The sequence below is a fragment of the Actinomadura sp. ATCC 39365 genome (assembly GCF_054392275.1).
In genome coordinates, this window is the sequence record NZ_CP184335.1 from 2,441,653 (window position 1) to 2,465,137 (window position 23,485).

The 23,485-nt window shown below is 71.8% G+C and carries 30 protein-coding genes and 3 tRNA genes; 17 read left to right on the top strand and 16 right to left on the bottom strand.

The features are described 5' to 3' along the window. Positions 1–115: 115 nt before the first annotated feature. Positions 116–712, top strand: a complete 597-nt coding sequence (locus ACNF49_RS12265; RefSeq protein ID WP_357973144.1) for an HD domain-containing protein — start codon at positions 116–118, stop codon at positions 710–712. Here ACNF49_RS12265 and ACNF49_RS12270 read toward each other — a convergent pair. Genes ACNF49_RS12270 through ACNF49_RS12300 form a run of 7 tightly spaced genes read right to left on the bottom strand, consistent with a single transcriptional unit; the run spans position 709 to position 3,655 of the window. Then, complete coding sequence (locus ACNF49_RS12270; RefSeq protein WP_482943730.1) at positions 709–1,062, bottom strand: antibiotic biosynthesis monooxygenase family protein; 354 nt, start codon at positions 1,060–1,062, stop codon at positions 709–711. The genes ACNF49_RS12265 and ACNF49_RS12270 overlap by 4 nt on opposite strands. Positions 1,063–1,086: 24 nt before the next feature. Beyond that, on the bottom strand, positions 1,087–1,653 hold the full coding sequence (locus ACNF49_RS12275; protein ID WP_357973137.1) for an alkaline shock response membrane anchor protein AmaP: 567 nt from the start codon (positions 1,651–1,653) through the stop codon (positions 1,087–1,089). Further along, positions 1,650–2,267 (bottom strand): DUF6286 domain-containing protein, encoded by a 618-nt coding sequence (locus tag ACNF49_RS12280; protein ID WP_357973134.1) that lies wholly within the window; start codon positions 2,265–2,267, stop codon positions 1,650–1,652. The genes ACNF49_RS12275 and ACNF49_RS12280 overlap by 4 nt, the downstream gene beginning before the upstream one ends. Then, positions 2,264–2,659, bottom strand: coding sequence for an Asp23/Gls24 family envelope stress response protein (locus ACNF49_RS12285; RefSeq protein WP_482943731.1), 396 nt, complete (start codon positions 2,657–2,659; stop codon positions 2,264–2,266). The genes ACNF49_RS12280 and ACNF49_RS12285 overlap by 4 nt, the downstream gene beginning before the upstream one ends. Beyond that, complete coding sequence (locus ACNF49_RS12290) at positions 2,656–2,844, bottom strand: hypothetical protein (RefSeq protein WP_352319054.1); 189 nt, start codon at positions 2,842–2,844, stop codon at positions 2,656–2,658. Before ACNF49_RS12290 ends, ACNF49_RS12285 begins: the two co-directional genes overlap by 4 nt. Beyond that, positions 2,841–3,179, bottom strand: a complete 339-nt coding sequence (locus ACNF49_RS12295) for a hypothetical protein (RefSeq protein ID WP_482943732.1) — start codon at positions 3,177–3,179, stop codon at positions 2,841–2,843. Before ACNF49_RS12295 ends, ACNF49_RS12290 begins: the two co-directional genes overlap by 4 nt. Further along, positions 3,176–3,655, bottom strand: a complete 480-nt coding sequence (locus ACNF49_RS12300; protein ID WP_482945519.1) for an Asp23/Gls24 family envelope stress response protein — start codon at positions 3,653–3,655, stop codon at positions 3,176–3,178. The genes ACNF49_RS12295 and ACNF49_RS12300 overlap by 4 nt, the downstream gene beginning before the upstream one ends. Positions 3,656–3,820: 165 nt before the next feature. On the opposite strand from ACNF49_RS12300, the gene ACNF49_RS12305 reads away from it, so the two are divergent. Both ACNF49_RS12305 and gltX read left to right on the top strand, forming a co-directional pair. Continuing rightward, positions 3,821–4,597 carry a fumarylacetoacetate hydrolase family protein gene (locus ACNF49_RS12305; RefSeq protein WP_352319059.1) on the top strand — a complete coding sequence of 259 codons (777 nt, stop codon included), beginning with the start codon at positions 3,821–3,823 and terminating at the stop codon, positions 4,595–4,597. Between the two features lie 34 nt (positions 4,598–4,631). After that, on the top strand, positions 4,632–5,963 hold the full coding sequence (gltX, locus tag ACNF49_RS12310) for a glutamate--tRNA ligase (RefSeq protein WP_482945520.1): 1,332 nt from the start codon (positions 4,632–4,634) through the stop codon (positions 5,961–5,963). Here the strand turns inward: gltX and ACNF49_RS12315 are convergent. Further along, on the bottom strand, positions 5,857–7,107 hold the full coding sequence (locus ACNF49_RS12315; RefSeq protein ID WP_482943733.1) for an MATE family efflux transporter: 1,251 nt from the start codon (positions 7,105–7,107) through the stop codon (positions 5,857–5,859). The two genes, gltX and ACNF49_RS12315, sit on opposite strands and share 107 nt — an antisense overlap. Before the next feature lie 54 nt (positions 7,108–7,161). Here ACNF49_RS12315 and ACNF49_RS12320 point away from each other — a divergent pair, with 54 nt between their 5' ends. Next, positions 7,162–7,704 (top strand): PadR family transcriptional regulator, encoded by a 543-nt coding sequence (locus ACNF49_RS12320; RefSeq protein WP_357973115.1) that lies wholly within the window; start codon positions 7,162–7,164, stop codon positions 7,702–7,704. A gap of 34 nt (positions 7,705–7,738) precedes the next feature. Here ACNF49_RS12320 and ACNF49_RS12325 read toward each other — a convergent pair whose 3' ends face one another. Continuing rightward, on the bottom strand, positions 7,739–9,709 hold the full coding sequence (locus ACNF49_RS12325; protein ID WP_357973112.1) for a M3 family metallopeptidase: 1,971 nt from the start codon (positions 9,707–9,709) through the stop codon (positions 7,739–7,741). Positions 9,710–9,875: 166 nt separating this feature from the next. Between ACNF49_RS12325 and ACNF49_RS12330 the strand changes: the two genes are divergently transcribed. After that, positions 9,876–9,947: transfer RNA gene (locus ACNF49_RS12330), tRNA-Gln, on the top strand. A gap of 59 nt (positions 9,948–10,006) precedes the next feature. Here ACNF49_RS12330 and ACNF49_RS12335 read toward each other — a convergent pair. After that, a complete protein-coding gene (locus ACNF49_RS12335; protein ID WP_482943734.1) occupies positions 10,007–10,876 on the bottom strand; it encodes an alpha/beta fold hydrolase in 870 nt (289 codons plus the stop codon). 114 nt (positions 10,877–10,990) lie between these two features. On the opposite strand from ACNF49_RS12335, the gene ACNF49_RS12340 reads away from it, so the two are divergent. From ACNF49_RS12340 to ACNF49_RS12360, 5 genes are all read left to right on the top strand, one after another. Next, positions 10,991–12,202 (top strand): sensor histidine kinase, encoded by a 1,212-nt coding sequence (locus ACNF49_RS12340; protein ID WP_482943735.1) that lies wholly within the window; start codon positions 10,991–10,993, stop codon positions 12,200–12,202. Next, positions 12,199–12,807, top strand: a complete 609-nt coding sequence (locus ACNF49_RS12345; protein WP_482943736.1) for a response regulator — start codon at positions 12,199–12,201, stop codon at positions 12,805–12,807. The genes ACNF49_RS12340 and ACNF49_RS12345 overlap by 4 nt, the downstream gene beginning before the upstream one ends. A 13-nt stretch (positions 12,808–12,820) precedes the next feature. Then, positions 12,821–13,372, top strand: a complete 552-nt coding sequence (locus tag ACNF49_RS12350; protein ID WP_482943737.1) for a hypothetical protein — start codon at positions 12,821–12,823, stop codon at positions 13,370–13,372. Further along, positions 13,358–13,433: transfer RNA gene (locus ACNF49_RS12355), tRNA-Glu, on the top strand. Before ACNF49_RS12350 ends, ACNF49_RS12355 begins: the two co-directional genes overlap by 15 nt. A 19-nt stretch (positions 13,434–13,452) precedes the next feature. Then, positions 13,453–13,525 (top strand) — tRNA-Glu (locus tag ACNF49_RS12360). A gap of 178 nt (positions 13,526–13,703) precedes the next feature. Here the strand turns inward: ACNF49_RS12360 and ACNF49_RS12365 are convergent. After that, the gene (locus ACNF49_RS12365) at positions 13,704–15,416 is read right to left on the bottom strand and encodes a hypothetical protein (RefSeq protein ID WP_482943738.1); all 1,713 of its coding nucleotides are present in this window, start codon (positions 15,414–15,416) and stop codon (positions 13,704–13,706) included. A gap of 58 nt (positions 15,417–15,474) precedes the next feature. Next, entirely contained in the window at positions 15,475–16,191 is a 717-nt protein-coding gene (locus ACNF49_RS12370; protein ID WP_352319070.1) for an IclR family transcriptional regulator, read from the bottom strand. A 63-nt stretch (positions 16,192–16,254) separates the two neighbouring features. Here ACNF49_RS12370 and leuC point away from each other — a divergent pair, with 63 nt between their 5' ends. The 4 genes from leuC to ACNF49_RS12390 all read left to right on the top strand — a co-directional run bounded on the left by leuC (position 16,255) and on the right by ACNF49_RS12390 (position 18,847). Next, complete coding sequence (gene leuC, locus ACNF49_RS12375) at positions 16,255–17,640, top strand: 3-isopropylmalate dehydratase large subunit (protein WP_357973094.1); 1,386 nt, start codon at positions 16,255–16,257, stop codon at positions 17,638–17,640. A 14-nt stretch (positions 17,641–17,654) separates the two neighbouring features. After that, positions 17,655–18,242: a 3-isopropylmalate dehydratase small subunit gene (leuD, locus tag ACNF49_RS12380; protein WP_352352163.1), complete on the top strand. Its 588-nt coding sequence runs from the start codon at positions 17,655–17,657 to the stop codon at positions 18,240–18,242. Continuing rightward, a complete protein-coding gene (locus ACNF49_RS12385) occupies positions 18,221–18,448 on the top strand; it encodes an SCO5555 family protein (protein ID WP_352352162.1) in 228 nt (75 codons plus the stop codon). Before leuD ends, ACNF49_RS12385 begins: the two co-directional genes overlap by 22 nt. Positions 18,449–18,547: 99 nt before the next feature. Further along, the gene (locus ACNF49_RS12390) at positions 18,548–18,847 is read left to right on the top strand and encodes an HU family DNA-binding protein (protein WP_352352161.1); all 300 of its coding nucleotides are present in this window, start codon (positions 18,548–18,550) and stop codon (positions 18,845–18,847) included. 65 nt (positions 18,848–18,912) lie between these two features. Here the strand turns inward: ACNF49_RS12390 and ACNF49_RS12395 are convergent, their stop codons facing one another. Next, positions 18,913–19,122 carry a hypothetical protein gene (locus tag ACNF49_RS12395; protein ID WP_352324833.1) on the bottom strand — a complete coding sequence of 70 codons (210 nt, stop codon included), beginning with the start codon at positions 19,120–19,122 and terminating at the stop codon, positions 18,913–18,915. 53 nt (positions 19,123–19,175) lie between these two features. Continuing rightward, the gene (gene cofC, locus ACNF49_RS12400; RefSeq protein ID WP_352324832.1) at positions 19,176–19,811 is read right to left on the bottom strand and encodes a 2-phospho-L-lactate guanylyltransferase; all 636 of its coding nucleotides are present in this window, start codon (positions 19,809–19,811) and stop codon (positions 19,176–19,178) included. Positions 19,812–19,891: 80 nt separating this feature from the next. On the opposite strand from cofC, the gene ACNF49_RS12405 reads away from it, so the two are divergent. From ACNF49_RS12405 to ACNF49_RS12415, 3 genes are all read left to right on the top strand, one after another. Beyond that, positions 19,892–20,602: a lysophospholipid acyltransferase family protein gene (locus ACNF49_RS12405; protein WP_482943739.1), complete on the top strand. Its 711-nt coding sequence runs from the start codon at positions 19,892–19,894 to the stop codon at positions 20,600–20,602. Between the two features lie 4 nt (positions 20,603–20,606). Continuing rightward, positions 20,607–21,617, top strand: coding sequence for an NAD(P)H-dependent glycerol-3-phosphate dehydrogenase (locus ACNF49_RS12410; protein WP_357973082.1), 1,011 nt, complete (start codon positions 20,607–20,609; stop codon positions 21,615–21,617). 62 nt (positions 21,618–21,679) lie between these two features. Continuing rightward, positions 21,680–22,774, top strand: a complete 1,095-nt coding sequence (locus tag ACNF49_RS12415; RefSeq protein ID WP_357973079.1) for a D-alanine--D-alanine ligase family protein — start codon at positions 21,680–21,682, stop codon at positions 22,772–22,774. Here the strand turns inward: ACNF49_RS12415 and ACNF49_RS12420 are convergent. Together ACNF49_RS12420 and ACNF49_RS12425 are read right to left on the bottom strand one after the other, a co-directional pair. Then, positions 22,757–23,191, bottom strand: a complete 435-nt coding sequence (locus tag ACNF49_RS12420) for a DUF3515 domain-containing protein (protein ID WP_357973077.1) — start codon at positions 23,189–23,191, stop codon at positions 22,757–22,759. The genes ACNF49_RS12415 and ACNF49_RS12420 overlap by 18 nt on opposite strands. Positions 23,192–23,212: 21 nt before the next feature. After that, positions 23,213–23,446 carry an Lrp/AsnC family transcriptional regulator gene (locus ACNF49_RS12425; RefSeq protein ID WP_125637145.1) on the bottom strand — a complete coding sequence of 78 codons (234 nt, stop codon included), beginning with the start codon at positions 23,444–23,446 and terminating at the stop codon, positions 23,213–23,215. Between the last annotated feature and the right edge of the window lie 39 nt (positions 23,447–23,485).

The following is a 23,485-nucleotide window of genomic DNA, read 5'->3' on the forward strand; positions in this document are numbered from 1 at the left end:
AGTGAGGGCGGGACATGCTTTCGGAATCACGATCAACCGGTCAAGTCGCGTACCGGATCGTTAACGGCCCGATGCCCCCCGGTGGCTCCGGCGCCGCGGATGTCATGCTGAGGCCGTGAGATTCGACGACATCGTGCTGCCCGACACGCCCGCCTGCCGCGGCGCGCTGGAGGTGGCCACCCGCTACCAGACACCCTCGCTGCTCAACCACTCCTCGCGCGCGTACCTGTGGGCCGCCGCGTACGCCCAGAGCAGGGCGATCGACTTCGACGCCGAGCTGCTCTACGTGTCGTCCATGCTGCACGACATCGGCCTGGTCGCCGAGTTCGACAGTCAGACGGTGCCGTACGAGGAGGCCGGCGGCCACGTGGCCTGGGCCTTCTGCGCGGGAGCCGGTTGGTCGCCCGAGCGCCGGCTGCGCGCCGCCGAGGTGATCATCCGGCACATGTGGGAGGAGGTGCCGGTGGAGGAGGACCCGGAGGGTCACCTGCTGGAGCTCTCCACCGGCATGGACATCTCCGGCCGGCGTACCGAGGACATCCCCGAGGGCGTGCGGCGCGAGGTGCTGGAGCGCTACCCGCGGCTGGAGATCGCCAAGGAGTTCGCCGCCTGCATCGCCGACCAGGGCGCGCGCAAGCCGTCGAGCTACGCCGGCCGGTTCGTGCGCGGCGGGATCGCCGACCGCATCGCCGCCAACCCCCTCGACGCCTAGCCCTTGGGCCCGGCGCTCTGAACGACGTCGAAGCTCCACACCCGGGAGTCCGTCGCCGCCGGGCCCTGCCCGTGACCGTGTCCCTGGCCGTGTCCCTGGCCCTGCCCTGCGGCGGCCTGGGCGTGGCCGCGCTGGAACGCCTGGCCCTGCTGCCAGGTCTGGAAGTCCTCCTCGCTGCGCCAGCGCGTGTAGACGAGGTACTGGTCGGTGCCCTCGACCGGCCGCAGCAGCTCGAACCACTCGAAGCCGTCGGCCGACTCCACCATCCCGGCCCGGCCGGAGAACCGCTTCTCCAGCTCCTCCCGCATCTCGGCGGGCACGGTCAGGACGTTGATCTTCACGATGGACAACGGAGGACCCCTCTCGGCGAAGCCTTAGCGCACGACCCGCTGCGTCGCAGGTGAGGGCTCCAGGCTAACGCGGGCCACCGCCGGTACGTGATCCCTGTCCAGCGCGTCCCGCAGGTTCGGCAGGGTGACCCGGGACAGGTGCTCGCTCAGCTCGCTCATCGGGGCGGCCTCGTCGGCGGCCACGCGCAGCCGTACCTCGGGGTGGCCGCGCGGGCCGACCAGGTCGGCGTCGGCGTTCAGGACGGCGGGGCTGGCCTCGACGTCCGCGGCGACCGCGTGGGCCATGCCGCCCGCGGCGATCTCGGTGACGCCGTCCGGGCCGGCCTCCAGGCGCAGCCGGGTGTGGGCGTCCCTGCGGCCCTGCGCGACCAGCCAGCGCAGGGCCAGCAGCGCGACCAGGACCGACACGGCGGCCACGGCCCACCACACGGGCGGGCTGTTGCGGGTGAAGAACCCCCGGACGCCCGCGTCCACGATCGGCGTGGCCGGCCCCAGCAGCCCGCGGGCCAGCGTCAGCCCGCCCAGGACGGCCAGCACCAGCCCGACCAGGGCCAGCCCCCAGCGGTTGCCGCGGCCGGTCTTCCTGTTCATCGGCGCTCCTTGACGTTGACCGCCACCCGGTACGGCTCCACCGGATCCAGCCCGGCGAGCCTGGTGAGGACGGCTTCGCGCACGGCCCGGCCGAAGCCCTCGTCGTCCCAGCCGGACGTGGCGGGGGTGACGGCGACCGTGCGGCCGCGCAGGCTGGCGTGCGCCGAGCGCACCCCGGGCACCTCCTCGGCGGCGTGCTCCAGGGCCCTGGTGAAGCTCTTGGGACGCACGCCGATGATCAGGTCGGGGTCGCCGGTCCGCACGGGGACCATCCGCGGCCGTCCCGGCACCAGGGCGGTGACCAGCAGCGCCAGCCCCACCAGCGCCACGATCGCGGCCCCGGTCAGGACCAGCGGGTCCGACCACGGCGTCGTGGCCGCCCACGCCAGCATCCGGTCGTAGGGCAACCACCGCAGCGGGCTGCCGACCAGCGCGGACACCGTCTCGGCGGCGACCAGCAACCCCAGCAGCGTGAGCAGGACGGCGACCACGATGGCGGGCACCCGGCGCTGCGGCCGGAACGCGCGCACCGCGGCCCGGTCGGCGCCCTTGTCCCGCGGCGGGCCGCCTCCTGTCGTGTCCGCGGACTCCCCGGGCGGGCGGTCGTGGGTCATGCCGGGCCTCCCGCCAGATCGGTCATGATCACGTCGAGGCGGGTGACGTCCAGGCCGGTCTGCATGGCCACCCGGTTGCGCACGTGCTGCCGCAGCCGGGCGGCCACGGCGTGCAGCGGGGCCGGGTAGGCGACGGTCACGTCCAGCTTCAGGGTGGCCCGCTCGCCGCGCACCTCGGCGCTGGACGAGTGCGTCCACGGCACCCCGCCCAGCCGCACGTCGAGCACCTCGGGCACTTCCCGCGCCGCGCAGCAGGCGATCTTGGCGACCACCCGCTCGGAGATCTCGGTACGGCCCCGCCGCCCGGGCTCGGCCGCCGGCGCGAGCCGCTGCCGGGGCACCGTGACCCGGACAGCGCCCTGTGGATCGACCTGGGGAGCGGGAGTGGTCATCGCCGCCTCGCGGTCAGACCGGACAGGTTGACCTCGCCGGTCTCGGCGACCTTGCCGACCAGGAAGCCGACCGCGCCGAGCACGAGGACGAGCAGGAACGCGCCGAGGCCGCCGAAGGCTCCCGCGAGTCCGAGGATGATGCCGACCGCCATGCCGATGACCGGCAGCCAAGGGACGTTGCTCATGATTCCTCCACCACGTCGATCACCACGTCGTCGATGCGTACGTTGACGGGACGCCCGCCGGCCGGCTCCCACACGGCCTGGCGGACGTCCTCGGCGGTCTCGGGCAGCGGCCGTTCCAGGGTCGCCACGATGGCGATCTCCACCGTGTCGCCGTCGGCCGAGACGCCCATGACCCGCGCCCCGGGCAGGTACGTCGCCACCGTCCCGAACGGGCCGCCGGAGAGCCCCGCCACCCCCGGGCAGGCCCGTACGAGCTCGGCCAGCGTCTCGGCCTCCGCCTTGGCGTCGGCGTCGGCGTCGGCCCGCGTGTAGGCGGTGGCGCCGGGCCCGGTCATTGGACCCGGGGCTCCGGCTGCTCGGCGTCCTCGCCCCTGCCGCGATCCCTGTCGCGGTCCTGGCCGGGCAGGTGCACGTCGTCGACCCTGATGTTGACCTCGGTCACCTCCAGGCCGCACATGCGCTCGACCGCCGCGATGACGTTCCTGCGCACGGCCGCGGCCAGGTCGGGGATGGCGGTGCCGTACTCGGCGACCAGGTCCATGTCCACGGCCGCCTGGCGCTCGCCGACCTCGACCGAGACGCCCTGGGCGACGCTGCGCTCGCCGCCGACCATCCCGCGCACGTTGCCGAGCGCCCTGGCGGCGCCGCCGCCCATGGCGTGCACGCCGGAGACCTCGCGTGCGGCCAGTCCGGCGATCTTGGCGACGACGACGTCGTCGATGCTCGTCGTGCCCTTGTCGGTGACCAGCGAGGTCGCCGGCCCGCCGTCCTGCGTTCTGGCCCGCGGTACGGCAGAAGTCTGGTTGACCATCGTGTCCGGCACGTTCCGTCACCCCCTAGAAGTCTCTGATAAGCAGAGATATCCGGTTAACCACCACCGATGCCCCACAAAACGGACTCTGGGGGCATTTATGGAGAGTTCCTGACTTTTTTGGCGGTGGGCGGACCCCTCCGGCGGCGGCGATAGCCTTGTCAGGTGCGTATAGCGAGGTTCTCCACAGGCGAAGGCGTGTCGTTCGGCGTGGTCGAAGGCGGCCCTGGAGAGGAGTTCGTCTCCACGGTCTCCGGCCATCCCTTCGGCCAGGTGCAGTTCACCGGCGAGCGCTTCCCGCTGTCCCAGGTGAAGCTGCTGGCCCCGATGCTGCCGAGCAAGGTCGTCGCCATCGGCAGGAACTACGCCGAGCACGCCCGCGAGATGGGCAACGAGGTGCCCGACGAGCCGCTCATCTTCATGAAGCCGTCCACGTCGGTGATCGGCCACGGCGAGGCCATCGCCTACCCGACCTCGCTGTCCGACCGGGTCGACTACGAGGGCGAGCTGGCCGTGGTGATCGGCAGGCTCTGCCGCGACGTGCCCGTCGACCGGGTCAAGGACGTCATCTTCGGCTACACCTGCGCCAACGACGTCACCGCCCGCGACCTGCAGAAGAAGGACGTGCAGTTCACCCGGGCCAAGAGCTTCGACACGTTCTGCCCGCTCGGTCCCTGGATCCAGACCGATCTCGACGCGAGCGACCTCGCGCTGACCACCACGGTCAACGGCGAGATCCGGCAGAGCGGCCGCACCAGCCAGCTCATCAACGACATCCCGGCGCTGGTCGCCTACGTCAGCGCCGTCATGACGCTGATCCCCGGCGACGTCATCCTGACCGGCACCCCGGCGGGCATCGGCCCGCTGGAGATCGGCGACGAGGTCAGCGTCGGCATCGAAGGCATCGGCACTCTCACGAACAAGGTGGTCTCCCGTGACTGATCTACGGGTGCGTTTCGCCCCGTCCCCGACCGGCATGTTCCACGTCGGCGGCGCCCGTACGGCGCTGTTCAACTGGGCACTCGCCGAACAGTCCGGCGGCCGCTTCGTCCTGCGCGTGGAGGACACCGACGCCACGCGCAACCGTCCGGAGTGGACCGAGGGCATCATCTCGGCGCTCGACTGGATCGGCATCAACGGCACCAACCCGGTGTTCGAGGGCCCCTACTTCCAGTCGGCGTACGAGCCGCAGCACCGCGAGGCCGTGGCCAAGCTGCTGGCCGACGGCAAGGCGTACCACTGCGACTGCACCCGCGAGACGCTGGTGGCCCGCACCGGCTCCGAGCACAAGGGCTACGACGGGTTCTGCCGCGAGCGCGGCCTGACCGAGGGCGCGGTGCGCTTCCGCACCCCCGACGAGGGCGTCACCCTCGTCGAAGACCTGATCAGGGGCAACGTCGAGTTCCCCAACGAGGCCCAGGAAGACTTCGTGATCGCCCGCACCGACGGCTCGCCGCTCTACGTGCTGGCCAACGCCGTCGACGACATCACCCAGGGCATCACGCACGTCGTGCGCGGCGAGGAGCACCTCGGCAACGCCGCCAAGCAGGTGCTGCTGTGGCCGGCGCTCGGCTCGACCCCGCCGGTCTGGGCCCACCTGCCGGTGATCGTCAACGAGCAGCGCAAGAAGCTGTCCAAGCGCCGCGACAAGGTGGCCCTGGAGGACTACCGCGACGAGGGCTACCTCGCCGAGGCCATGGTCAACTACCTCATGCTGCTCGGCTGGGGCCCCGGCGAGGACCGCGAGATCATGCCGTGGGCGGAGATGGTCCCGCTGTTCAGGCTGGAGGACGTCAACTCCGCCAGCGCCTTCTTCGACGAGAAGAAGCTGCGGGCCTTCAACGGCGAGTACATCAGGGCCCTGCCGCTGGAGACCTTCGAGGAGCGCTGCTCGCCCTACCTCGACCCCACCTGGGACCGCGAGCTGTTCAGCAAGGTCGCAGCGCTGGCCCAGACCCGCATCGGCGTGCTGTCGGAGATCCGGCAGAACGTCGACTTCCTCTTCCTCGACGAGCCCGTCTTCGACCAGCCGTCCTGGGACAAGGCGATGAAGAACTCCCCGGTGGAGATCCTCGGCGGCTATCTCGACCGCCTGCAGACGGTCGCCTGGGACCCGGAGTCGCTCAAGGAGGCCCTGGAGGAGGTCGGCGCGCCGCTCGGGCTCAAGCTGGGCAAGACCCAGGCCCCCGTACGCGTGGCGATCACCGGCCGGACGGTGGGCCTGCCGCTGTTCGAGTCGATCGAGGTGCTCGGGCGCGAGCGCGCCATGGAGCGGATCCGGGCGGCGCTAGCGCGCCTGCGAGGCTGAGCGACGACCCGACGGCCATCGACAACCACACCCCCGTGACACCGAGCCACGAGCTCAGCAGGTAGGCGAGGGGCAGCTGCACCGCGAAGCCCGCCAGCGTGGCGGCGAGCAGGCGGCTGCCCCTTCCGCTCGCCTGGAGCACCCCGCCGACGGCGATCAGCCCGCCGAACGGCACCAGGTAGAGCGCCATCCACCGCAGGAAGCCCACGGCCACCGCCGGGTCGTCGGTGAACAGCCCGGCCGCGGGCGCGGCCACCAGGTTGAGCACGACCGCGACCACCGCCCCCGTCACCAGCCCGAGCCGCAGCGGTGACCCGACCGGCTCCGACCGCGCGGTGCGGATCATCGCCGCCTGGCGCAGCGCGTAGAAGACCATGACCCCGGCCAGCATGATCTTCTGGCCGATGCCGTACCCGGCGACCTCGGCCGTGCCGAACCCGGCCACGATCTCCACCAGCGCCATGCCCACCAGGGAGCGGGCCAGGAAGTCGCCCGACATGGGCAGGCCGGTCCGCAGCACCTCGCCGGCGAGCAGGCCGTCGCCGCCGGCGGTGCGGAGCCGTACGAGGGAGGTCAGGGCCACCGCGAGCGTGACCAGCCGCGCCGCCACGGTGGCCAGCGCGGCCCCCTGGACGCCCAGGTCGAGGCCGTAGATGAACAGCGGGTCCAGGACGACGACCAGGGCGTTGCAGATCAGCGCGTTCCGCATGGGGGTCTTCGTGTCGCCCAGCCCCTTGAGGACGCCGTCCACGACCGTCTGGGCGAAGAACACCGGCAGCCCGGCCAGCGAGACCAGGAAGAAGTCGGCCGTCAGCCGGGGATCGTCGGTGAACAGGGCCGCCAGCGGCTCGCGCAGCAACACGCCGGGGACGGCGACGGCGACCGAGAACGCGGCCCACAACACCCAGCCCGTCCTGATCACGGGCCCGATCGGCGCGTGCCCGTCACGCCGCCCGATCAGCACGGTCACCCCCGTCGGGACGGCCAGGAACAGGCCGTAGGCCAGGTATTCGGCCGTGGTGCCCACGGTGACGGCCGCGATGGCGCCCTCCCCGAGCCCCGAGACCCACAGCAGGTCGATCACCCCCACCACCACCACGGCCGTGAGCAGCTCCACGTAGATGGGGAGAGCCAGCCTGAACATGCGTACCTCGTTTCGTTGTACCTCGTTTAGAGGTATAGCGTTACGATGCACGACATGGCAAGCGGCGGGGATCTGTCCCTCACGATCCTGGGGTTCCTGAACGAACGGCCGATGCACGGCTACGAGCTCAAGGCGCGCCTGGCCGCGCTCACCGGCCACCTCCGCCCGGTCAGCGACGGCGCCCTCTACCCCGCCATATCGAGACTGGAGAGCAAGGGCCTGGTCGAGCGGCACGAGGAGGCGGGCGCGGCGGCGGCCCGCAGGCAGGTGCTCACGCTCACCGGCAAGGGCCGCGAGGAGCTGCTGCGGCGGCTGCGCGACCCGAGCGAGCTCGACGTCAGCGACCAGACGCGCTTCTTCGCCCTGCTGACGTTCCTGTCGGCGCTGCCCGACCCCGCCGACCGGTCACGGGTGCTGCGGCGCAGGCTGGCCTTCCTGGAGGCCCCGGCGAGCTTCTTCTACGAGGGCGGCCGGCCCGTCCGGATCAAGGACGAGCCCGACCCGTACCGGCGCGGGATGCTGGAGATCGCCCGCGCGTCGAGCCGGGCGGAGAAGGAATGGCTCCGGCAGCGCATCGAGGAGCTGCCGGAGCCATAGGGGAAGCCTCAGCGGGGGAGGCGGGGAGCGGCGGTCAGTCGAGGCCGCGGCGGGCCAGCAGCGGCCCGATGCCCGGCTCGCGCCCGCGGAAGTTGCGGAAGGCGGTCAGCGGGTCGAGGCTGCCGCCCCTGGAGAGCAGCTCGCGGCGGAAGTGGTCGCCGTTCGCCCTGGTCAGGCCGCCGTTCTCCTTGAACCACTCCACGCTCTCGGCGTCGAGCACCTCGCTCCAGATGTAGGAGTAGTAGCCGGCGCTGTAGCCGCCCGAGAAGATGTGGGCGAAGTAGTTCGTCCGGTAACGCGGGCGCACCAGCCGCACGTCGATCCCGGCCGCCTCCAGGGCCCGCTGCTCGAACGCCTGCGCGTCGGCCACCTGCTCGCCGGGCGCCAGCCGGTGCCAGGCCCAGTCGAGCAGCGTGGCCGCCAGGTACTCCACCGTCGCGAAGCCCTGGTTGAACTTCTCGGCCGCGTTGAGCTTCTCCACCAGCTCGGCGGGCATCGGCTCGCCCGTCTCGTGGTGCTTGGCATAGTTGGCCAGGACCTCCGGCCAGGTCACCCACATCTCGTTGACCTGCGAGGGGTACTCGACGAAGTCGCGCGGCACGCTGGTGCCCGACACGCGCGGGTAGCGCACCTGCGAGAACAGCCCGTGCAGCGCGTGGCCGAACTCGTGGAAGGCGGTGTTCACCTCGTCGTACGTCAGCAGCGTCGGCCCCGAGGCCGGCTTGGTGATGTTGAGGTTGTTCATGACCACCGGCAGCTCGCCGAACAGGTGCGACTGGTCGACCAGGTTGTTCATCCACGCCCCGCCGCGCTTGTTCGCCCTGGCGTAGGGGTCGAGCAGGAACAGGCCGAGCGCGCCGCCGTCCTCGTTGAACACCTCGAAGACGGTCACGTCGGGGTGGTAGCCGCGCAGGTCGGGCCGCTCGGTGAAGGTGATGCCGTAGAGCTCGGTGGCGGCGAAGAACACGCCGTCCCTGATGACCCGGTTCAGCTCGAAGTAGGGGCGCATGGCGTCGGCGTCGAAGTCGTAGCGGGCCAGCCGCACCTTCTCCGAGTAGTACGACCAGTCCCACGGCTCGATCTCGAACCCGGCCTGCTCGGTCAGCGCCTCGGCCTCCCTGCCGGCGTTGCGCACCGCCGGGCCGACGAGCTGGCCGAGCATCTCCTCGACCGCCTCGACGGTCTTGGCCGTCTGGTCGGCCACCGAGTAGGCGGCGTGGTCGGGGAAGCCGAGCAGCGCGGCCCGCTCGGCCCGCAGCGTGGCCATCCTGGCGGCCCGGTCGAAGTTGGCGGGGGCGCGGCCGACGCTCCGCTCGTACAGGCGGCGGCGCACGTCGCGGTCGGTGAGCTGGGCCAGGCCGGGCTGGTTGGTGAAGTTCAGCAGCGGCAGGACGTACGTGCCGTCGTCCTTGCGCAGGGACTCGATCCTGGCCTCGTCGAAGCCGTCGAGCTCCTTGGGGTCCGTGAGGACCAGGGCCTCCTCGGTGGACGCCTTGAGCAGGGTCTGCGCGAACTCGGTCGACAGCTTCGACAGCTCGCCGTTGAGCTCGCGCAGCCGGTCCTGCTCCGGCTCCGACAGGTCGGCCCCGGCCCGGACGAAGTCCTCCCGGTACTTCTCCAGCAGCCACGCCTCCTCGGCGTCGGACGTGCCGACCTGCTTGATCCGCGCCCACAGCGCCCGGTTGAGGCGGATCGCGTCATTGTGCGCGGTCAGCTTCGGGGAGATCTCCTTCTCGATCTCCATGATCCCGTCGCTGGAGTTGGACGCGGCCATGCTGAAGAAGACCGTGGCCGTGCGGTCGAGGATCCGCCCCGAACGCTCCAGGGCCGCGATCGTGTTGTCGAAGGTGGGCGGCTCGGTGTTGTTCGCGATCGCGTCGACCTCGGCCAGGTGCTCGGCCATGCCGCGCTCGAACGCGGGCAGGTAGTGCTCCTCGCGGACGTCCGCGAACGGCGGCAGCTGGTACGGCAGGCTACTAGGGGCGAAGAACGGGTTCTCGGCCAACGCTTGGGCTCCTCCACGTGGTGTTTTGTCCTCTTCAGCTTGGCACGTCGGAGCCCGTGCCGCAGGCGGCCGGACGCCGCTTCGGCAATCGTTTTGGTCTTACCCCCCGAGCTGGGCTATTCTTTCGGACGTCGCCAAGCGCGCTCCGAGAAGGGGTTCGCAGCGGTGGGGTATGGTGTAATTGGCAGCACGACTGATTCTGGTTCAGTTAGTCTAGGTTCGAGTCCTGGTACCCCAGCAAGTTCCCGAAACGGATGTCTCCTTGAGAGACGTCCGTTTTTTCGTTTCGGCGGCCCGTCAGATCGCCAGGCCGTCCAGGATCTCGCTGATCCTCCGGTACTCCGCGGCCGTGGCCGCGTGCCCGGCGTCGACCGTGCGCACCTCGAACGTGTTGTCCGGGGTGGCCGCGTCCGCCTCCCTGATCATCCGGTCCTGCAGCGCGAGCGGGATCATCCGGTCCCGCGCGTGCCTGATGTACGTCCGCGGCACCCGCCCCCAGGCGTCCGTCCTGCCGCGCGCGTCCGCGGCGGAGACCAGCAGGCTCTCGTCCGGCAGCAACGTGTTGAGCAGCGCCAGGAACTCGCCGTCGGCCGCCTCGGCCATGAACGCCTCCTTGGCCGCGGCCAGGAACGCCGGGTCGGACGTCCGCCAGTTCATCCGCACCGCCATGAGCGCCGCGGGGTCGCCGATCATCCCGGCCACCAGCCCCTTCCCCAGGCTCGTGGCGGCCTCCGGGGTCTCCAGGTACTCGGCCGGCGAGCGCAGCCGCGTGCAGCAGAACGCCGTGTCATAGACCAGCCGGTCGAGCAGGTGGGGGACCTCGTCGGCGGCCTTGGTGACCGCCGCTCCGCCGAGGCTCCCGCCCACCAGGACCACCGGGCCGTACGCGGCGACCCTGCGCACGACGTCCACCGTGGCCTCGACGTAGTCGTCCAGGGTCACCCCGGACACCGGCGAGGGCGCGGCGGCCAGCGCCGCCAGGTCCTGCGGAGCCTGGTAGGCGCGGCTGAACTGCTCGGCGGGCAGGTGCCCCGGCAGCTCCACGCCCACGGTCCGGTGCCCGCGCAGCGTCAGCTCCGGATCTCCCTGCGCCACCCCGCCGGCTCCGGTGACGAACACGAACGTGGTCACCCGGCCGGGCCGGGATCGGCTCTCTCGATCGCTCATGGGCCGATGTTCGCCCGGGCCGGCAGTCCTGCGCATCGCCCGTACGGCCGTCCGTACGGCTGAGTCCGCCCATCCACCGATCGGTTGACCCGGGCGGCGTGCCAGGCTGGAGGCGTGAGCCGGGCACCAGGACGTGAGCGTCTGCTCCACGTCGCGCTCGGCTACGGGCTGCTGGCGATCTCCGTGGTCGCCGCCGCCGTCATGGGCGACCCGCCGCAGGGTGGCAACGCCCTGGCCGCCGCGGCGCCCTGGATCGTCGCGCCCTGGCCCGTCCTGGCCGCCGTCGCGGCGGTGTGGCTCGCCGCCGTCCCGTGGCTGCATTCCCGGCGGCACCGGCCGGCCGTTCTCGTCGTCCCGTACTACGTGCTGCTCGTGGGCCTCGCGGCCGCGCTGGTGGCGGGCAACCCGGCCTTCGTCGTGTTCGCCTCGCTCGGCTACCCCCTGGCCGTCGCGCTGCTGCCGACCCGCCTGGTGATGGCGGGCGTGACGCTCACCGCCGTGGTCGTCGTCGTGGCCCAGGCCGGTCCCGGCGCGCCCGCCGGGCTGTTCACGGTGGCCGGCGGCATCGCCGTCCCGCTCGCCCTGGCCGGCTGGTACGTCTCCGCCGAGAGCGACCGGCGCCGCCGCCTGATCGGCGAGCTGCGCACCGCCATGGACGAGAACGCCGACCTGCACGCCCGGCTCCTCCACCAGGCCAGGCGGGCGGGCGTGCTCGACGAGCGGCAGCGCGTGGCGGGGGAGATCCACGACACCGTCGCCCAGGACCTCGCGGCCCTGATCGGCAAGCTCGGCGCGGCCGGCCGCGCCACCGACGAGGCCGACCGCCGCCGCCACCTCGACCAGGCGGCCCGGCTGGCCCGCCAGAGCCTGGCCGAGACCCGCCGGACGGTACGCGCCCTGAGCCCCGGCCCCCTGGAGGACTCCGGACTCCCCGACGCGCTCGGCCGCATGGCCCGCTCGTGGGCCGCCACGGCGGGCGTCGGCCTGGCCGTCGAGATCACCGGCACCCCCGTCGCCCTGTCCGCCGACGTCGAGGCCACGCTGTTCCGCATCGCCCAGGAGGCACTGGCCAACGTCGCCAAGCACGCCGATGCCACCAGGACGGCCCTCACCCTGTCGTACACGGACGAAGTCGTCATGCTCGACATCCGTGACGACGGGCGCGGTTTCGTTCCGCAGGAGGCTGCTGAGGGCTTCGGGGTGGAGGGCATGCGCCGGCGGGCCCGCGCGGTGGGTGGCACGCTGGAGGTCGAGTCCGAGCCGGGCCGGGGGAGCGCCGTGGCCGCGGCCGTCCCCGTCATACCCGCGGAAGGCGAACGACCGTGAGACTGCTCATCGTGGACGACCACCCGATCGTCCGGGACGGCCTGCGCGCCGCCCTGGGCGCCGAGCCCGGCATGGAGATCGTGGGCGAGGCGGCCGACGGCGCCCGGGCCGTCCGGCTGGCGGCCGAGCTGCGACCCGACGTCGTCCTCATGGACCTGCGCATGCCCGGCATGGACGGCCTGGCCGCGATCAGGGAGCTGAGCGGGAGCGGGCCGCGGGTGCTGGTGCTCACGACGTTCGACACCGACGTCCTGCCCGCGCTGGAGGCCGGGGCGGCCGGCTACCTGCTGAAGGACGCCCACCCGGAGGAGCTGGCACGCGCCGTGCGGGCCACGTACGAGGGGGAGACCGTGCTCGCCCCCGCCGTGGCCGGACGGCTGGCCGACCACGTCCGCAGACCGAGGCGGGGCGACCTGAGCAGACGTGAGCTGGAGGTGCTGCGGCTGGTGGCCGGGGGAGCGACCAACCGGCAGGCGGCGGCCGAGCTGTTCATCAGCGAGGCCAGCGTCAAGACGCACCTGCTGCACGCCTACGCCAAGCTCGACGTCCGCGACCGCGCCGCCGCCGTGGCCGAGGCCTTCCGCCGCGGGCTGCTCGGCGGGTAGCCTCCCTCGCCTCATGGACGAATTCCGCATGCGCGAGGGCGGTCTTGCCCGTTTCGTCGCCCCGTTCGCCGGGCCGCTGGTGCTCTTCTTCGCCGTCTGCCTGCTGCTCGGAGCCATCCTCACCGGCAGCTCGGCGCTGGGCGTCGTGATCGGCGCGCTCGCCACGGCGGCCCTGACCGGCGTGCTCGTCGTCAAGCACCGCCGGCTGGTGGCGGGCACGGTGGTGCGCTTCTCGCCGGAGGGCGTGGAGCTGGCCGACGCCCGCGGCTTCCGGGTGCGGCTGCGCTGGCCCGACATCACCGGGATCGGCGTGGTGGACACCCGGCCGGCCGACCCACGGCTCCTGGGCCGGCCCGGCGGCGTGCGCGTACGCGTCCAGGCCCTGCGCTCGGCGAGATCGACCCGCTGTGGGAACGGGGGCCGATGGGCGACTGGGTCCGCCGCCACCGGCCCGATCTCATGCGCTGATAAGCGGGTTGGTTGTGGTCTGCGGGGTGCGGTAGAGTTACCTGCGTCGCCGGGGAGACCCGGCACACCAGCTTGTGGACAAGGTCCCGTCGTCTAGTGGCCTAGGACGCCGCCCTCTCAAGGCGGTAGCGCCGGTTCGAATCCGGTCGGGACTACCACGATCACAAGCTGTGCGAAGGTCCCGTCGTCTAGTGGCCCAGGACGCCGCCCTCTCAAGGCGGTAGCGCCGGTTCGAATCCGGTCGGGACTACGTTCACCCAAACGCTCCGGTGCGTCAAGCACCGGGGCGTTTTTCGCGTTCTACGGGCCGCTCGCGAACGGCAACCTTCCGCGTTCTACGGGCCGCCCGCGACCGAGAACCTTGCAAGCCGCCCGTGAACGGGAACAGGGCCCCGCGCGGGTCGCGCGGGGCCCTGGCCGTGATGGGATCAGGCCGAGGAGCGGGCCTTGAACAGGGCGCGGCGGGCCGTCTTGGCGATCTGCTTGTCGGGGTGGACCTGGGAGATCAGGTCAAGCAGCTCCTCCACGTGCGCGTGCGGGATCTTCCAGATCACCTCGAGGAGCCCGTTGACCATGTCGGGGCCGATGTCCCGCAGGCTGCTGACGAACTCGGAACGCCCCAGCCCGGCCGAGATCGTCCACATGTCGAGGATCAGCCAGTGGGTGTCGTCCTGGGTGGGCTCGGGCGCCCCCTCGACCCCGAGCTGGCTCAGGTGCGTCGCCGCGTACGGCCGCAGGGACGCCTGCTTGAGCGCCGCCTGCCAGGCCGGGACGGCGGCCTCGCCCAGCGTGCCCACCACGCTGGCCGCCTGCACCCGGATCAGGGCGTCGCTCTCGTCCTCGGCCGCCGCGTCGAGCAGCTCCTCGGCGGCCTTGGCCGGCTCCCTGAGCCGCATCCAGGCCGCGAACTCGGCGTCGGCCTCGTCCTCGGGCAGCTCGGCGCTCAGCGCGAGCAGCTCGTGGGCGCTCATCGACTCGATCGCGGGCCGGGCGTCGACCTCGATGTCGGCGTCGTCCACCAGGTGGATGACGCCCTCGGTGCCCAGCGGGGTGAGGCGCACGGTCGTGCCCTCGACCTCGATCATGCCGTAGCCGGTCAGCCAGTCGATGGCGGGGGCCAGCGGGTCGCCGGCCGCCTCCCAGGCGTCGCCGCCCAGCTCGTCGAGGTCGGCGGCGGCCTCGGCCAGCTCGCGGGCCAGGTCGTCGCGCTCACGCGAGCCGCCGGCCAGCAGCAGCCTGACCAGCAGGCCCCGGGTCAGGCCGGTCAGCGCCATCGTCAGGTCGTCGTCGTCGAGCTCGGGGTCGCCGTAGTCGACCGAGTGCAGGCCGAGCATCCAGGCGTCGAGGACGTCCTCGTCGTCGTCGAACGGCCACTCGGAGGTGTCGTCCTGGACGGCCACGGTGTTGCCCTCGCCCGGTTCGAGGAACTCCAGGTCGACGGCGAGGTTCCAGATGTTCCAGAGCTGCGGGACCGCCTCGGCCACCGGGCCGTCGGTCTCGGGCATGGGCAGGCCGACGGCGGCCAGCGCCTCCTCCACCTCGGCGTCGGTGAGCAGGGTGTCCTCGCCGACGCGGCGGCCGGAGCCGACCCACAGCGCCAGGTCGCGGGCCTTGGCGACCAGCGGGGCCTGGCGGGCGGCCGCGGCCAGCTCGGAGTCGGGGCGCAACCTGATGGTGTCGAGCTCGGCCAGCTCGTCGGCGAACGCCTCGAAGTCGCCCAGGTCGCCGGTCTCCTCCTCGTCGTCACCCGCGCCGTCGTCGTCGAGCAGGTCCTCCATGAGCTCGACGAACTCGTCCTCGACGTCGTCGAGCTCGGCCCGCAGGTCGACGAGGGAGTCGGAGCCCTTGGCGAGCCTGCCGGTCTGGGAGAGGAACGTCAGGTACGCGTCGACGGCGGGCAGCATGCCGTCGGCGGCGGCGTCGGGATCCTCCACGACCTTCGGCATGCGGTCGAGCAGCAGGTTGCGCAGGTCGGCACGCTTCCACGTGCCGAGATCCTGCGAGAAGGCGAGACGGTGCCAGAGTGCGGCAGGCCCCACGAGCTCGGGGTCGCTGTCGGGCGCGTTGGAACGCGCCCACATGATGAACTCTTCGAGCAGGGGTCGCAGCTCAGTGGCGGCTACCTCGATGCGATCTGTCACGCACTCAGGCTAGTGCGCCCGCGAGGCAGTCGGCCCCCGAAATACGAGCTTTCGCCGATCATGACGTGCGGCGCATGGCCTCGGTGATGCGTTCGGCGGCCGCCATGACGGGTACGGCGTGCAGGCGGCCGGGCGCTCGGGTGAGCCGTTCGATGGGCCCGGAGACCGAGACGGAGGCGATCACCTTGCCTCCGCTGCCCCTTATGGGGGCGGACACGCTGGCCACCCCCTGCTCGCGCTCGCCGACGCTGTGGGCCCACCCGCGGCGGCGCACGGAGGCGAGGGTGGCGGCGGTGAACTTGGCGCCGCGCAGGCCCCTGTGCAGCCGGTCGGGCTCCTCCCAGGCCAGCAGGATCTGGGCCGCCGAACCGGCCGTCATCGGCAGCGCCGAGCCCACCGGGACGGTGTCGCGCAGGCCGCTGGCCCGCTCGGCCGCCGCCACGCAGACCCGCTCGTCGCCCTGGCGCCGGTAGAGTTGCGCGCTCTCGCCGGTCAGGTCGCGCAGCTGCATCAGCACGGGCGAGGCCACCGCGAGCAGCCGGTCCTCGCCGGCCGCCGTGGACAACTCCGCGAGCCGCGGCCCGAGCACGAATCTGCCCTGGGTGTCGCGGCTCACGATGCGGTGGTGCTCAAGTGCGACGGCCAGCCGGTGGGCCGTGGGGCGGGCCAGGCCGGTGGCCTGGACGAGCTGAGCCAGGGAAGCGGGACCCGCTTCGAGGGCATTGAGTACAAGAACGGCCTTGTCGAGTACTCCGACTCCGCTAGAGTTGTCCATACACCGATACTGCCGTCTCGACATATGAGAAAGCAAGTCGGAGGCAATCTCAAGGAGGAGATCATGGGCCGCACACTGGCCGAGAAGGTCTGGGAGCAGCACGTCGTCCGCCGTGCGGAGGGCGAACCCGACCTGCTCTACATCGACCTGCACCTCATTCACGAGGTGACCAGTCCGCAGGCGTTCGACGGTCTCCGTCTCGCCGGCCGGAAGGTGCGAAGGCCCGATCTCACCATCGCCACCGAGGACCACAACGTCCCGACCGTGCTCGGCCCGATCTCCGACCCCGTCTCCAAGGCCCAGGTCGAGACGCTGCGCAAGAACGCGGCCGAGTTCGGCATCAGGCTGCACCCGATGGGCGACGCCGGCCAGGGCGTGGTGCACATCATCGGCCCGCAGTTCGGCCTGACCCAGCCGGGCATGACGATCGTGTGCGGCGACTCCCACACCTCCACCCACGGCGCCTTCGGCGGCATCGCGTTCGGCATCGGCACCTCCGAGGTCGAGCACGTGCTGGCCACCCAGACGCTGCCCGCCTACCGGCCGAAGACGATGGCCATCGAGGTCTCGGGCGAGCTGCCCGCCGGCGTCACGGCCAAGGACCTGATCCTGGCGATCATCGCCAAGATCGGCACCGGTGGCGGCCAGGGCTACATCGTCGAGTACCGCGGCGAGGCCGTGCGCAAGCTCTCCATGGAGGGCCGCATGACCGTCTGCAACATGTCCATCGAGGCGGGCGCCCGCGCCGGCGTGATCGCCCCGGACGAGACCACGTTCGCCTACCTCAAGGGCCGCCCGCACGCCCCCGAGGGCGAGCTGTGGGACCAGGCCGTCGAGTACTGGAAGTCGCTGCGCACCGACGACGACGCCGTGTTCGACAAGGTCGTGGAGATCGACGCCTCGACGCTGACCCCGTACGTCACGTGGGGCACCAACCCCGGCCAGGGCCTGCCGCTGGGCGGGTCCGTGCCGAGTCCCGACAGCTTCGCCGACCCGGTCGAGCGCTCGGCCGCCGAGCGCGCGCTGGAGTACATGGGCCTGACCGCGGGCACGCCGCTGCGCGAGATCGAGGTCGACACCGTGTTCGTCGGCTCGTGCACGAACGGCCGCATCGAGGACCTGCGCTCGGCCGCCGAGATCCTGCGCGGCCGCCAGGTCCGCACCCGCACGCTGATCGTGCCCGGGTCGATGCTGGTCAAGCTCCAGGCCGAGCAGGAGGGCCTGCACGAGGTGTTCAAGGCCGCCGGCGCCGAGTGGCGCGAGGCCGGCTGCTCGATGTGCCTCGGCATGAACCCCGACACGCTCAAGCCCGGCGAGCGCAGCGCCTCCACCTCCAACCGCAACTTCGAGGGCCGCCAGGGCAAGGGCGGCCGCACCCACCTGGTGTCGCCGCAGGTCGCCGCCGCGACCGCGGTCACCGGCCGCCTGACCGCCCCCGCCGACCTGTAAGGAGAACCAGACCGATGGACGCCTTCACCACCCACACCGGTACGGCGGTGCCGCTGCGCCGCAGCAACGTCGACACCGACCAGATCATCCCGGCCGTCTGGCTCAAGCAGGTCAGCCGCACCGGCTTCGAGAAGGGCCTGTTCGCCGCCTGGCGCGAGGACCCGACGTTCGTCCTGAACGACCCCTCCTACGAGGGCGGCTCGATCCTGGTCTCCGGCCCCGACTTCGGCACCGGCTCCTCCCGCGAGCACGCCGTGTGGGCCCTGCAGCAGTACGGGTTCCGCGCCGTGATCGCCGCCCGGTTCGGCGACATCTTCCGCAACAACTCCACCAAGATGGGGCTGCTGCCGGTCGTGCTGCCCGCCGAGAAGGTCGAGGCCCTGCAGGCCGCCGTCGAGGCAGACCCGAAGCTGCAGGTGACCGTCGACCTGCTGGAACGCCAGGTCCGCTGGGCCGATGAGGTCGTGCCGTTCGAGATCGACGACTACACCCGCTGGCGCCTCACCGAGGGCCTGGACGACATCGGCCTGACCCTGCGTCACGCCGACGACGTGGCCGCGTACGAGAATGGTCGGCAGCCATGGCTGCCGACGACCGTCTAGAAGACGACGAACTGGCGCGGCGGTTGCGCGAGGCGCACCGCCGCGTCCGCATGCTCCCCGCCGCCGACAAGGAACGGGCGGCCCGCCGCTACCTGTCCATCTGCGATCTCGCCAAGCGCGATCCGGAAAGGGCGGCCGCCCGGCTCGACGCCTTTCTGGGCGCTCTCGACACGCCACGCGAGGGGGAAAACACGCAGGGTGATTGAGTTCCCCCGCGATCCCGCCTACTTTCGAGCGCGTAAGGGGTTTCTACGTCGAACTCGAGAGCTGGAACCCCGAGCCGTCACTGGGGGAGCAGGACTTTCATGAACAAGCGAGAGCTCGTCGACGCCATCACCGATCGGGTGGGCGACAAAAGGACGGCCACCGAGGCCGTCAACGCGGTCATCGAGGCCATCCAGAAGGCCGTGGCGAGCGGGGACAAGGTCTCCATCACGGGCTTCGGCGCGTTCGAGATGGTGAACAAGCCCGCCCGCACTGCCAGGAACCCGTCGACCGGCGCCGAGATCAAGGTCGCCGAGAGCTGGGCGCCTAAGTTCCGTCCCGGCTCTGAATTCAAGGACCTGGTGAACGAGGGCGGCAAGCAGATCGGCAAGAAGAAATAGTCTCAGCGGACATCACGCCCGGGCGGCCCACGCCCGGGCGTTCGCTGTTTTCCGGGACCGCGTCGTCATTCGGGCGCGGGAATCGGGAACGTCGACAGCGTGATGTAGGTGATCTGCCCGCCGTCGGTCGCCAGGTTCACCCGCTGCCCCGTGCGCAGCAGCAGCAGCGGCCCCGCGTCGAAGGCGCGCGTGCCGAACTCCAGCACCGTCCCGTCGTCGAGGAAGACCGAGCCGGAACGGGTGACCTCGTCGAAGCTGCGTACCGTCGCCTGCACGCCGTCCAGCCTAAGCCGACCGCCGCCCGGCGGGCGAGAGGCGGCCCGGAGGGTCACGCCCCCGGCCACAGGTCGGCGACCACCGCCGCCGTGTGCCGCCCCAGGCCCAGGGCGAGGGCCGCGCGCAGGTCGTCGGGGGTGTCCACGTCCCGGCGGAGCGAGTCGATCCCCGGCACGCACAGCTCCTTCGCGCCGCCGGCCAGGTGCCTGGCCCGCGACTCGCCGCCGAACCGCGGCGTGAACGGCCGCCCGGCGAGCACGCCGTAGAACGTCGTGCCGACCTCCTGGGCGTCCGGCACGAACGACTGGTCGAACTCGGCCGCCGCGGCCAGCGCCGTCGCCAGCTCCGCCGGTCGCAGGGCCGGCAGGTCGGCCTGGAGCGCGCCCACCGCCTCACCGGGCGCGACGCGTACGGCATGGGCCGCGCCCGTGCGCAACGCGGTGTTGAGCCCGCGGTCGGGGTCGTGCACCACCTGCGCGCCCAGCGCCCCCAGCGGCCCCGCCGCGGCCGGATCGGCGGTCACCACGATCACCCGCGCCACCGCCGGGCAGGCCAGCGCCGCGGCCACGGTGTCGCAGGCCACGGCCACGGCCAGGCGCGTACGGTGGGGGCCCGTCGCGGCCGCCAGCCGGGTCTTCGCCGCGACCAGCGTCTTCACCGGAATGACCAGAGACCAGCGGTTGCTCATAGGCTTAAGCATCTCGCCTCGACATCCCACGCGGCCAACCGGGAGACTTGGGGCGCACACCGTACGGGTTGGAGGAGACCATGAGCCGCCCCACGCGACCTTCGCGTTTCTGGGAGTCATTCGCCGTAGCGGTGGTGAAGCCGCTGTCGTGGCTCCTGGTCAAGAAGGACTGGCGCAACGGCGAGCGACTCCCGCGCACCGGCGGCATCATCATCGCGGCCAACCACCTGTCCTGGAGCGATCCCGTCCTGCTGTCGCACTTCCTGTTCAACAACGGGCGCTGGCCGGTCATCCTGGCCAAGGCCGCGCTGTTCAAGGTGCCCTTCCTGGGCCGGGCGCTCAACGGCCTGCTGGCCATCCCGGTCGAGCGGGGCAGCAGCGAGGCGGCCAGGTCGCTCAGCTCGTCGGCCCAGCGGCTGCGTGACGGCGCGGCCATCCTGTTCTACCCCGAGGGCACCTGCACCCGCGATCCCGAGCTGTGGCCCATGGTGGGCAAGACCGGCGCCGCCCGGCTGGCGCTGGAGAGCGGCGCGCAGGTCATCCCCATCGCCCACTGGGGCGCCCACGAGCTGCTGCCGTACGGCGCCAAGAAGCCCAGGCTGTTCCCGCGCAAGACCTTCCACGTCACCGTCGGCCCGCCGGTCGACCTGTCCAAGTACGAGGGGCAGCCCCTGCGCGCCGGCGTGCTGCGCGAGGCGACCGAAGACATCATGGCGGCCATCACCGAGCAGCTGACCGAGCTGCGCGGCGAGAAGGCCCCGGAAACTCCCTACGATCCCGCCAGGCGGTGATGGCATGACAAAGGCAGCCGTTCTCGGCACGGGCTCGTGGGGCACCACGTTCGCCATGGTCCTCGCCGAGGCGGGCAACGAGGTCACGCTGTGGGGGCGCAGGCCGGAGCTGGTCGAGGCGATCGACCAGGACCACGCCAACCCCGACTACCTGCCCGGCGTGACGCTGCCCGAGGCGCTGCGCGCCACCACCGACCCCGTGCGCGCGCTCGACGGCGCCGACTTCGTGGTGCTGGCCGTCCCCTCGCAGATGTTGCGGCCCAACCTGACCGCCTGGCGCGAGCACATCCCGTCGAACGCGGTCCTGGTCAGCCTCATGAAGGGCGTCGAGCTGGGCACGACCAAGCGCATGAGCGAGGTGATCCGCGAGGTCGCCGAGGTGCCCGAGGAGCGGGTCGCGGTGGTGTCCGGGCCCAACCTGGCCAAGGAGATCGCCCACCGCCAGCCCGCCGCCACGGTCGTCGCCTGCACCGACGAGTCGGTCGCCGAACGCCTCCAGGCCGCCTGCCACCTGCCGCCGTGGTTCCGGCCGTACACCAACACCGACGTGGTCGGGGTCGAGCTGGGCGGCGCGGTGAAGAACGTGATCGCGCTGGCCGTGGGCGTCTCGGCGGGCATGGGCATGGGCGACAACGTCAGCGCCATGCTCATCACCAGGGGCCTGGCCGAGATCTCCCGCCTCGGCGCCGCGCTGGGCGCCGACCCCCACACCTTCGCCGGGCTGGCCGGCATGGGCGACCTGGTGGCCACCTGCACCTCGCCGCTGTCGCGCAACCGCACCTTCGGCGAGAACCTGGGCCGCGGCATGACCCTCGCCGAGGTCGTCGCCGCCACCAAGCAGACCGCCGAGGGCGTGAAGTCCTGCGAGTCCGTCCTCGAACTGGCCAGGAAGCACGACGTCGAGATGCCGATCACCGAGGTGGTCGTCGGGGTCGTGCACGACGGCATGTCGCCGTCGGAGGCGGGCATGCTGCTCATGTCCCGCTCGCCCAAACCCGAACGGTACGGCCTGTGAATCCGGACGCCACCGCGCGCTCGACTCGCTGTCAGGGGGACACCCCGGTAGATTCGGACGTCATGAGCAAGCCACGCGTCGCCGTCGTTTTCGGAGGTCGCAATTCTGAGCATGCCGTGTCCCTCATGGGCGCGGGCAGCGTGCTGGATGTGATCGACAGGAGTAAGTACGAGGTGATCCCGGTCGGGATCGCCCAGGACGGCAGGTGGGTGCTCGCCGCGTCCGACCAGCGGTTCGCCATCGAGGCCGGGGAGCTGCCCGCGGTCGACACCTCGGGAGCCGCGCTCGCGCTGCCCAGCGGCGGCGCCGGGCTGGTGGCCTACGACCCCGGGAGCATCCCGGTCGAGCTCGGCACGGTCGACGTCGTCTTCCCCGTCATGCACGGCCCGTTCGCCGAGGACGGCACCATCCAGGGCCTGCTGGAGATGGCCGGCGTCCGCTACGTCGGCTCCGGCGTGCTGGCCAGCGCCGTCGGCATGGACAAGGCCCACATGAAGACCGTGATGGCCGCCGCCGGGCTGCCGATCGGCCCTTACGTCGTCGTCCGCGACCGCGACTGGCGGCTCAACCGCGAGGTCGTGCTGAAGGAGGCCGAGGAGCTCGGCTTCCCGGTGTTCGTCAAGCCCGCCAGGGCCGGCTCCTCGCAGGGCATCTCCAAGGCCCACGACCGCGCCGAGCTGGAGGCGGCCGTCGAGTCCGCCCGGCGGCACGACCCCAAGGTGCTGATCGAGGCCGCGATCGAGGGCCGCGAGATCGAGTGCGCGGTGCTGGAGTCGCTCGGCGACGAGCCCGCCGCCGCGTCGATCCCGGGCGAGGTCAAGGTCGAGGGCGGCCAGGAGTTCTTCGACTTCGAGGCCAAGTACTACCCCGACCAGATGTCGCTCACCGTGCCCGCCGACATCCCGGCCGAGACCGCGGAGGAGCTGCGCGCGATGGCCGTACGGGCCTTCGAGGCGCTCGACTGCGAGGGCCTGTCCAGGGTCGACTTCTTCTACACGCCCGACGGCCGGCTGGTCTTCAACGAGATCAACACGATGCCCGGGTTCACCTCGTTGTCGGTCGCGCCGCAGCTCTGGGCGGCCTCGGGGCTGTCGTACCCGGCGCTGGTCGACCGGCTGATCCAGCTCGCGCTGTCGCGCTCAGCCGGACTGCGTTGACACGGCCCGCCCGATCGGCCCCGACAGCTCGGCCAGCACGTCGGACGCCGCGTGGTCGCCGCCGACCGTGACCTCCACGTACGTGGGCGCGGCCACCGCGGTGAACAGGATGGGCTTGTCCGGATCGGCGAACCAGCCCACTCCGTCGATCTCCTGGAGCTGGTCGGTCGGCGCCATCCGGGCAGGCCGCGGCACCCCGCAGCGCAACGCGATGGACGCCTCCCCCCAGACCGCCACGTACGGCGAGGCCGGCTCCGACGTGCCGCGCTCGGCGCCGTCCAGCGTCTTGGGCAGCAGGGACGCGAGCCTGTCACAGGCCGCCGCCGCCTCCCCCGAAGGCTTGGGCGGATCGACCTGTACCACGCCGCCGCAGCCGGCGAGTGCCAGAAGAAGGAGTAGGACGGCGGCGGCGCGCATGGAACCCAGACCTCGAATGTGTCAGATATGAACGATCGGACACGTAAGAGTACGCGTGATCCCCTCCACCGCCTGAATCTGCGCCACGACCAGCTTCCCGAGCTCGTCGACGTTGCGCGCCTCAGCGCGGACGATCACGTCGTAGGGCCCCGTCACGTCTTCCGCCTGGGTGACCCCCGGAATTCCGGAGATCTCCTCGGCAACGGCGGCGGCCTTGCCGACCTCGGTCTGAATAAGGATGTAGGCCTGCACCATCACGTCCTCCCGGGCGATTGGATCACGCCGAAGGGCCAC

What these genes read in the sequence shown, in the direction of transcription:
- ACNF49_RS12275 (WP_357973137.1), bottom strand. Translation starts at nt 1,653, where the DNA reads ATGAACAGGAAGACCGGCCGCGGCAACCGCTGGGGGCTGGCCCTGGTC.
- ACNF49_RS12280 (WP_357973134.1), bottom strand. Translation starts at nt 2,267, where the DNA reads ATGACCCACGACCGCCCGCCCGGGGAGTCCGCGGACACGACAGGAGGC.
- ACNF49_RS12285 (WP_482943731.1), bottom strand. Translation starts at nt 2,659, where the DNA reads ATGACCACTCCCGCTCCCCAGGTCGATCCACAGGGCGCTGTCCGGGTC.
- ACNF49_RS12290 (WP_352319054.1), bottom strand. Translation starts at nt 2,844, where the DNA reads ATGAGCAACGTCCCTTGGCTGCCGGTCATCGGCATGGCGGTCGGCATC.
- ACNF49_RS12295 (WP_482943732.1), bottom strand. Translation starts at nt 3,179, where the DNA reads ATGACCGGGCCCGGCGCCACCGCCTACACGCGGGCCGACGCCGACGCC.
- ACNF49_RS12300 (WP_482945519.1), bottom strand. Translation starts at nt 3,655, where the DNA reads ATGGTCAACCAGACTTCTGCCGTACCGCGGGCCAGAACGCAGGACGGC.
- gltX (WP_482945520.1), top strand. Translation starts at nt 4,632, where the DNA reads ATGTTCCACGTCGGCGGCGCCCGTACGGCGCTGTTCAACTGGGCACTC.
- ACNF49_RS12315 (WP_482943733.1), bottom strand. Translation starts at nt 7,107, where the DNA reads ATGTTCAGGCTGGCTCTCCCCATCTACGTGGAGCTGCTCACGGCCGTG.
- ACNF49_RS12320 (WP_357973115.1), top strand. Translation starts at nt 7,162, where the DNA reads ATGGCAAGCGGCGGGGATCTGTCCCTCACGATCCTGGGGTTCCTGAAC.
- ACNF49_RS12335 (WP_482943734.1), bottom strand. Translation starts at nt 10,876, where the DNA reads ATGAGCGATCGAGAGAGCCGATCCCGGCCCGGCCGGGTGACCACGTTC.
- ACNF49_RS12350 (WP_482943737.1), top strand. Translation starts at nt 12,821, where the DNA reads ATGGACGAATTCCGCATGCGCGAGGGCGGTCTTGCCCGTTTCGTCGCC.
- ACNF49_RS12370 (WP_352319070.1), bottom strand. Translation starts at nt 16,191, where the DNA reads ATGGACAACTCTAGCGGAGTCGGAGTACTCGACAAGGCCGTTCTTGTA.
- leuC (WP_357973094.1), top strand. Translation starts at nt 16,255, where the DNA reads ATGGGCCGCACACTGGCCGAGAAGGTCTGGGAGCAGCACGTCGTCCGC.
- leuD (WP_352352163.1), top strand. Translation starts at nt 17,655, where the DNA reads ATGGACGCCTTCACCACCCACACCGGTACGGCGGTGCCGCTGCGCCGC.
- ACNF49_RS12385 (WP_352352162.1), top strand. Translation starts at nt 18,221, where the DNA reads ATGGCTGCCGACGACCGTCTAGAAGACGACGAACTGGCGCGGCGGTTG.
- ACNF49_RS12390 (WP_352352161.1), top strand. Translation starts at nt 18,548, where the DNA reads ATGAACAAGCGAGAGCTCGTCGACGCCATCACCGATCGGGTGGGCGAC.
- cofC (WP_352324832.1), bottom strand. Translation starts at nt 19,811, where the DNA reads ATGAGCAACCGCTGGTCTCTGGTCATTCCGGTGAAGACGCTGGTCGCG.
- ACNF49_RS12405 (WP_482943739.1), top strand. Translation starts at nt 19,892, where the DNA reads ATGAGCCGCCCCACGCGACCTTCGCGTTTCTGGGAGTCATTCGCCGTA.
- ACNF49_RS12410 (WP_357973082.1), top strand. Translation starts at nt 20,607, where the DNA reads ATGACAAAGGCAGCCGTTCTCGGCACGGGCTCGTGGGGCACCACGTTC.
- ACNF49_RS12415 (WP_357973079.1), top strand. Translation starts at nt 21,680, where the DNA reads ATGAGCAAGCCACGCGTCGCCGTCGTTTTCGGAGGTCGCAATTCTGAG.
- ACNF49_RS12420 (WP_357973077.1), bottom strand. Translation starts at nt 23,191, where the DNA reads ATGCGCGCCGCCGCCGTCCTACTCCTTCTTCTGGCACTCGCCGGCTGC.
- ACNF49_RS12425 (WP_125637145.1), bottom strand. Translation starts at nt 23,446, where the DNA reads ATGGTGCAGGCCTACATCCTTATTCAGACCGAGGTCGGCAAGGCCGCC.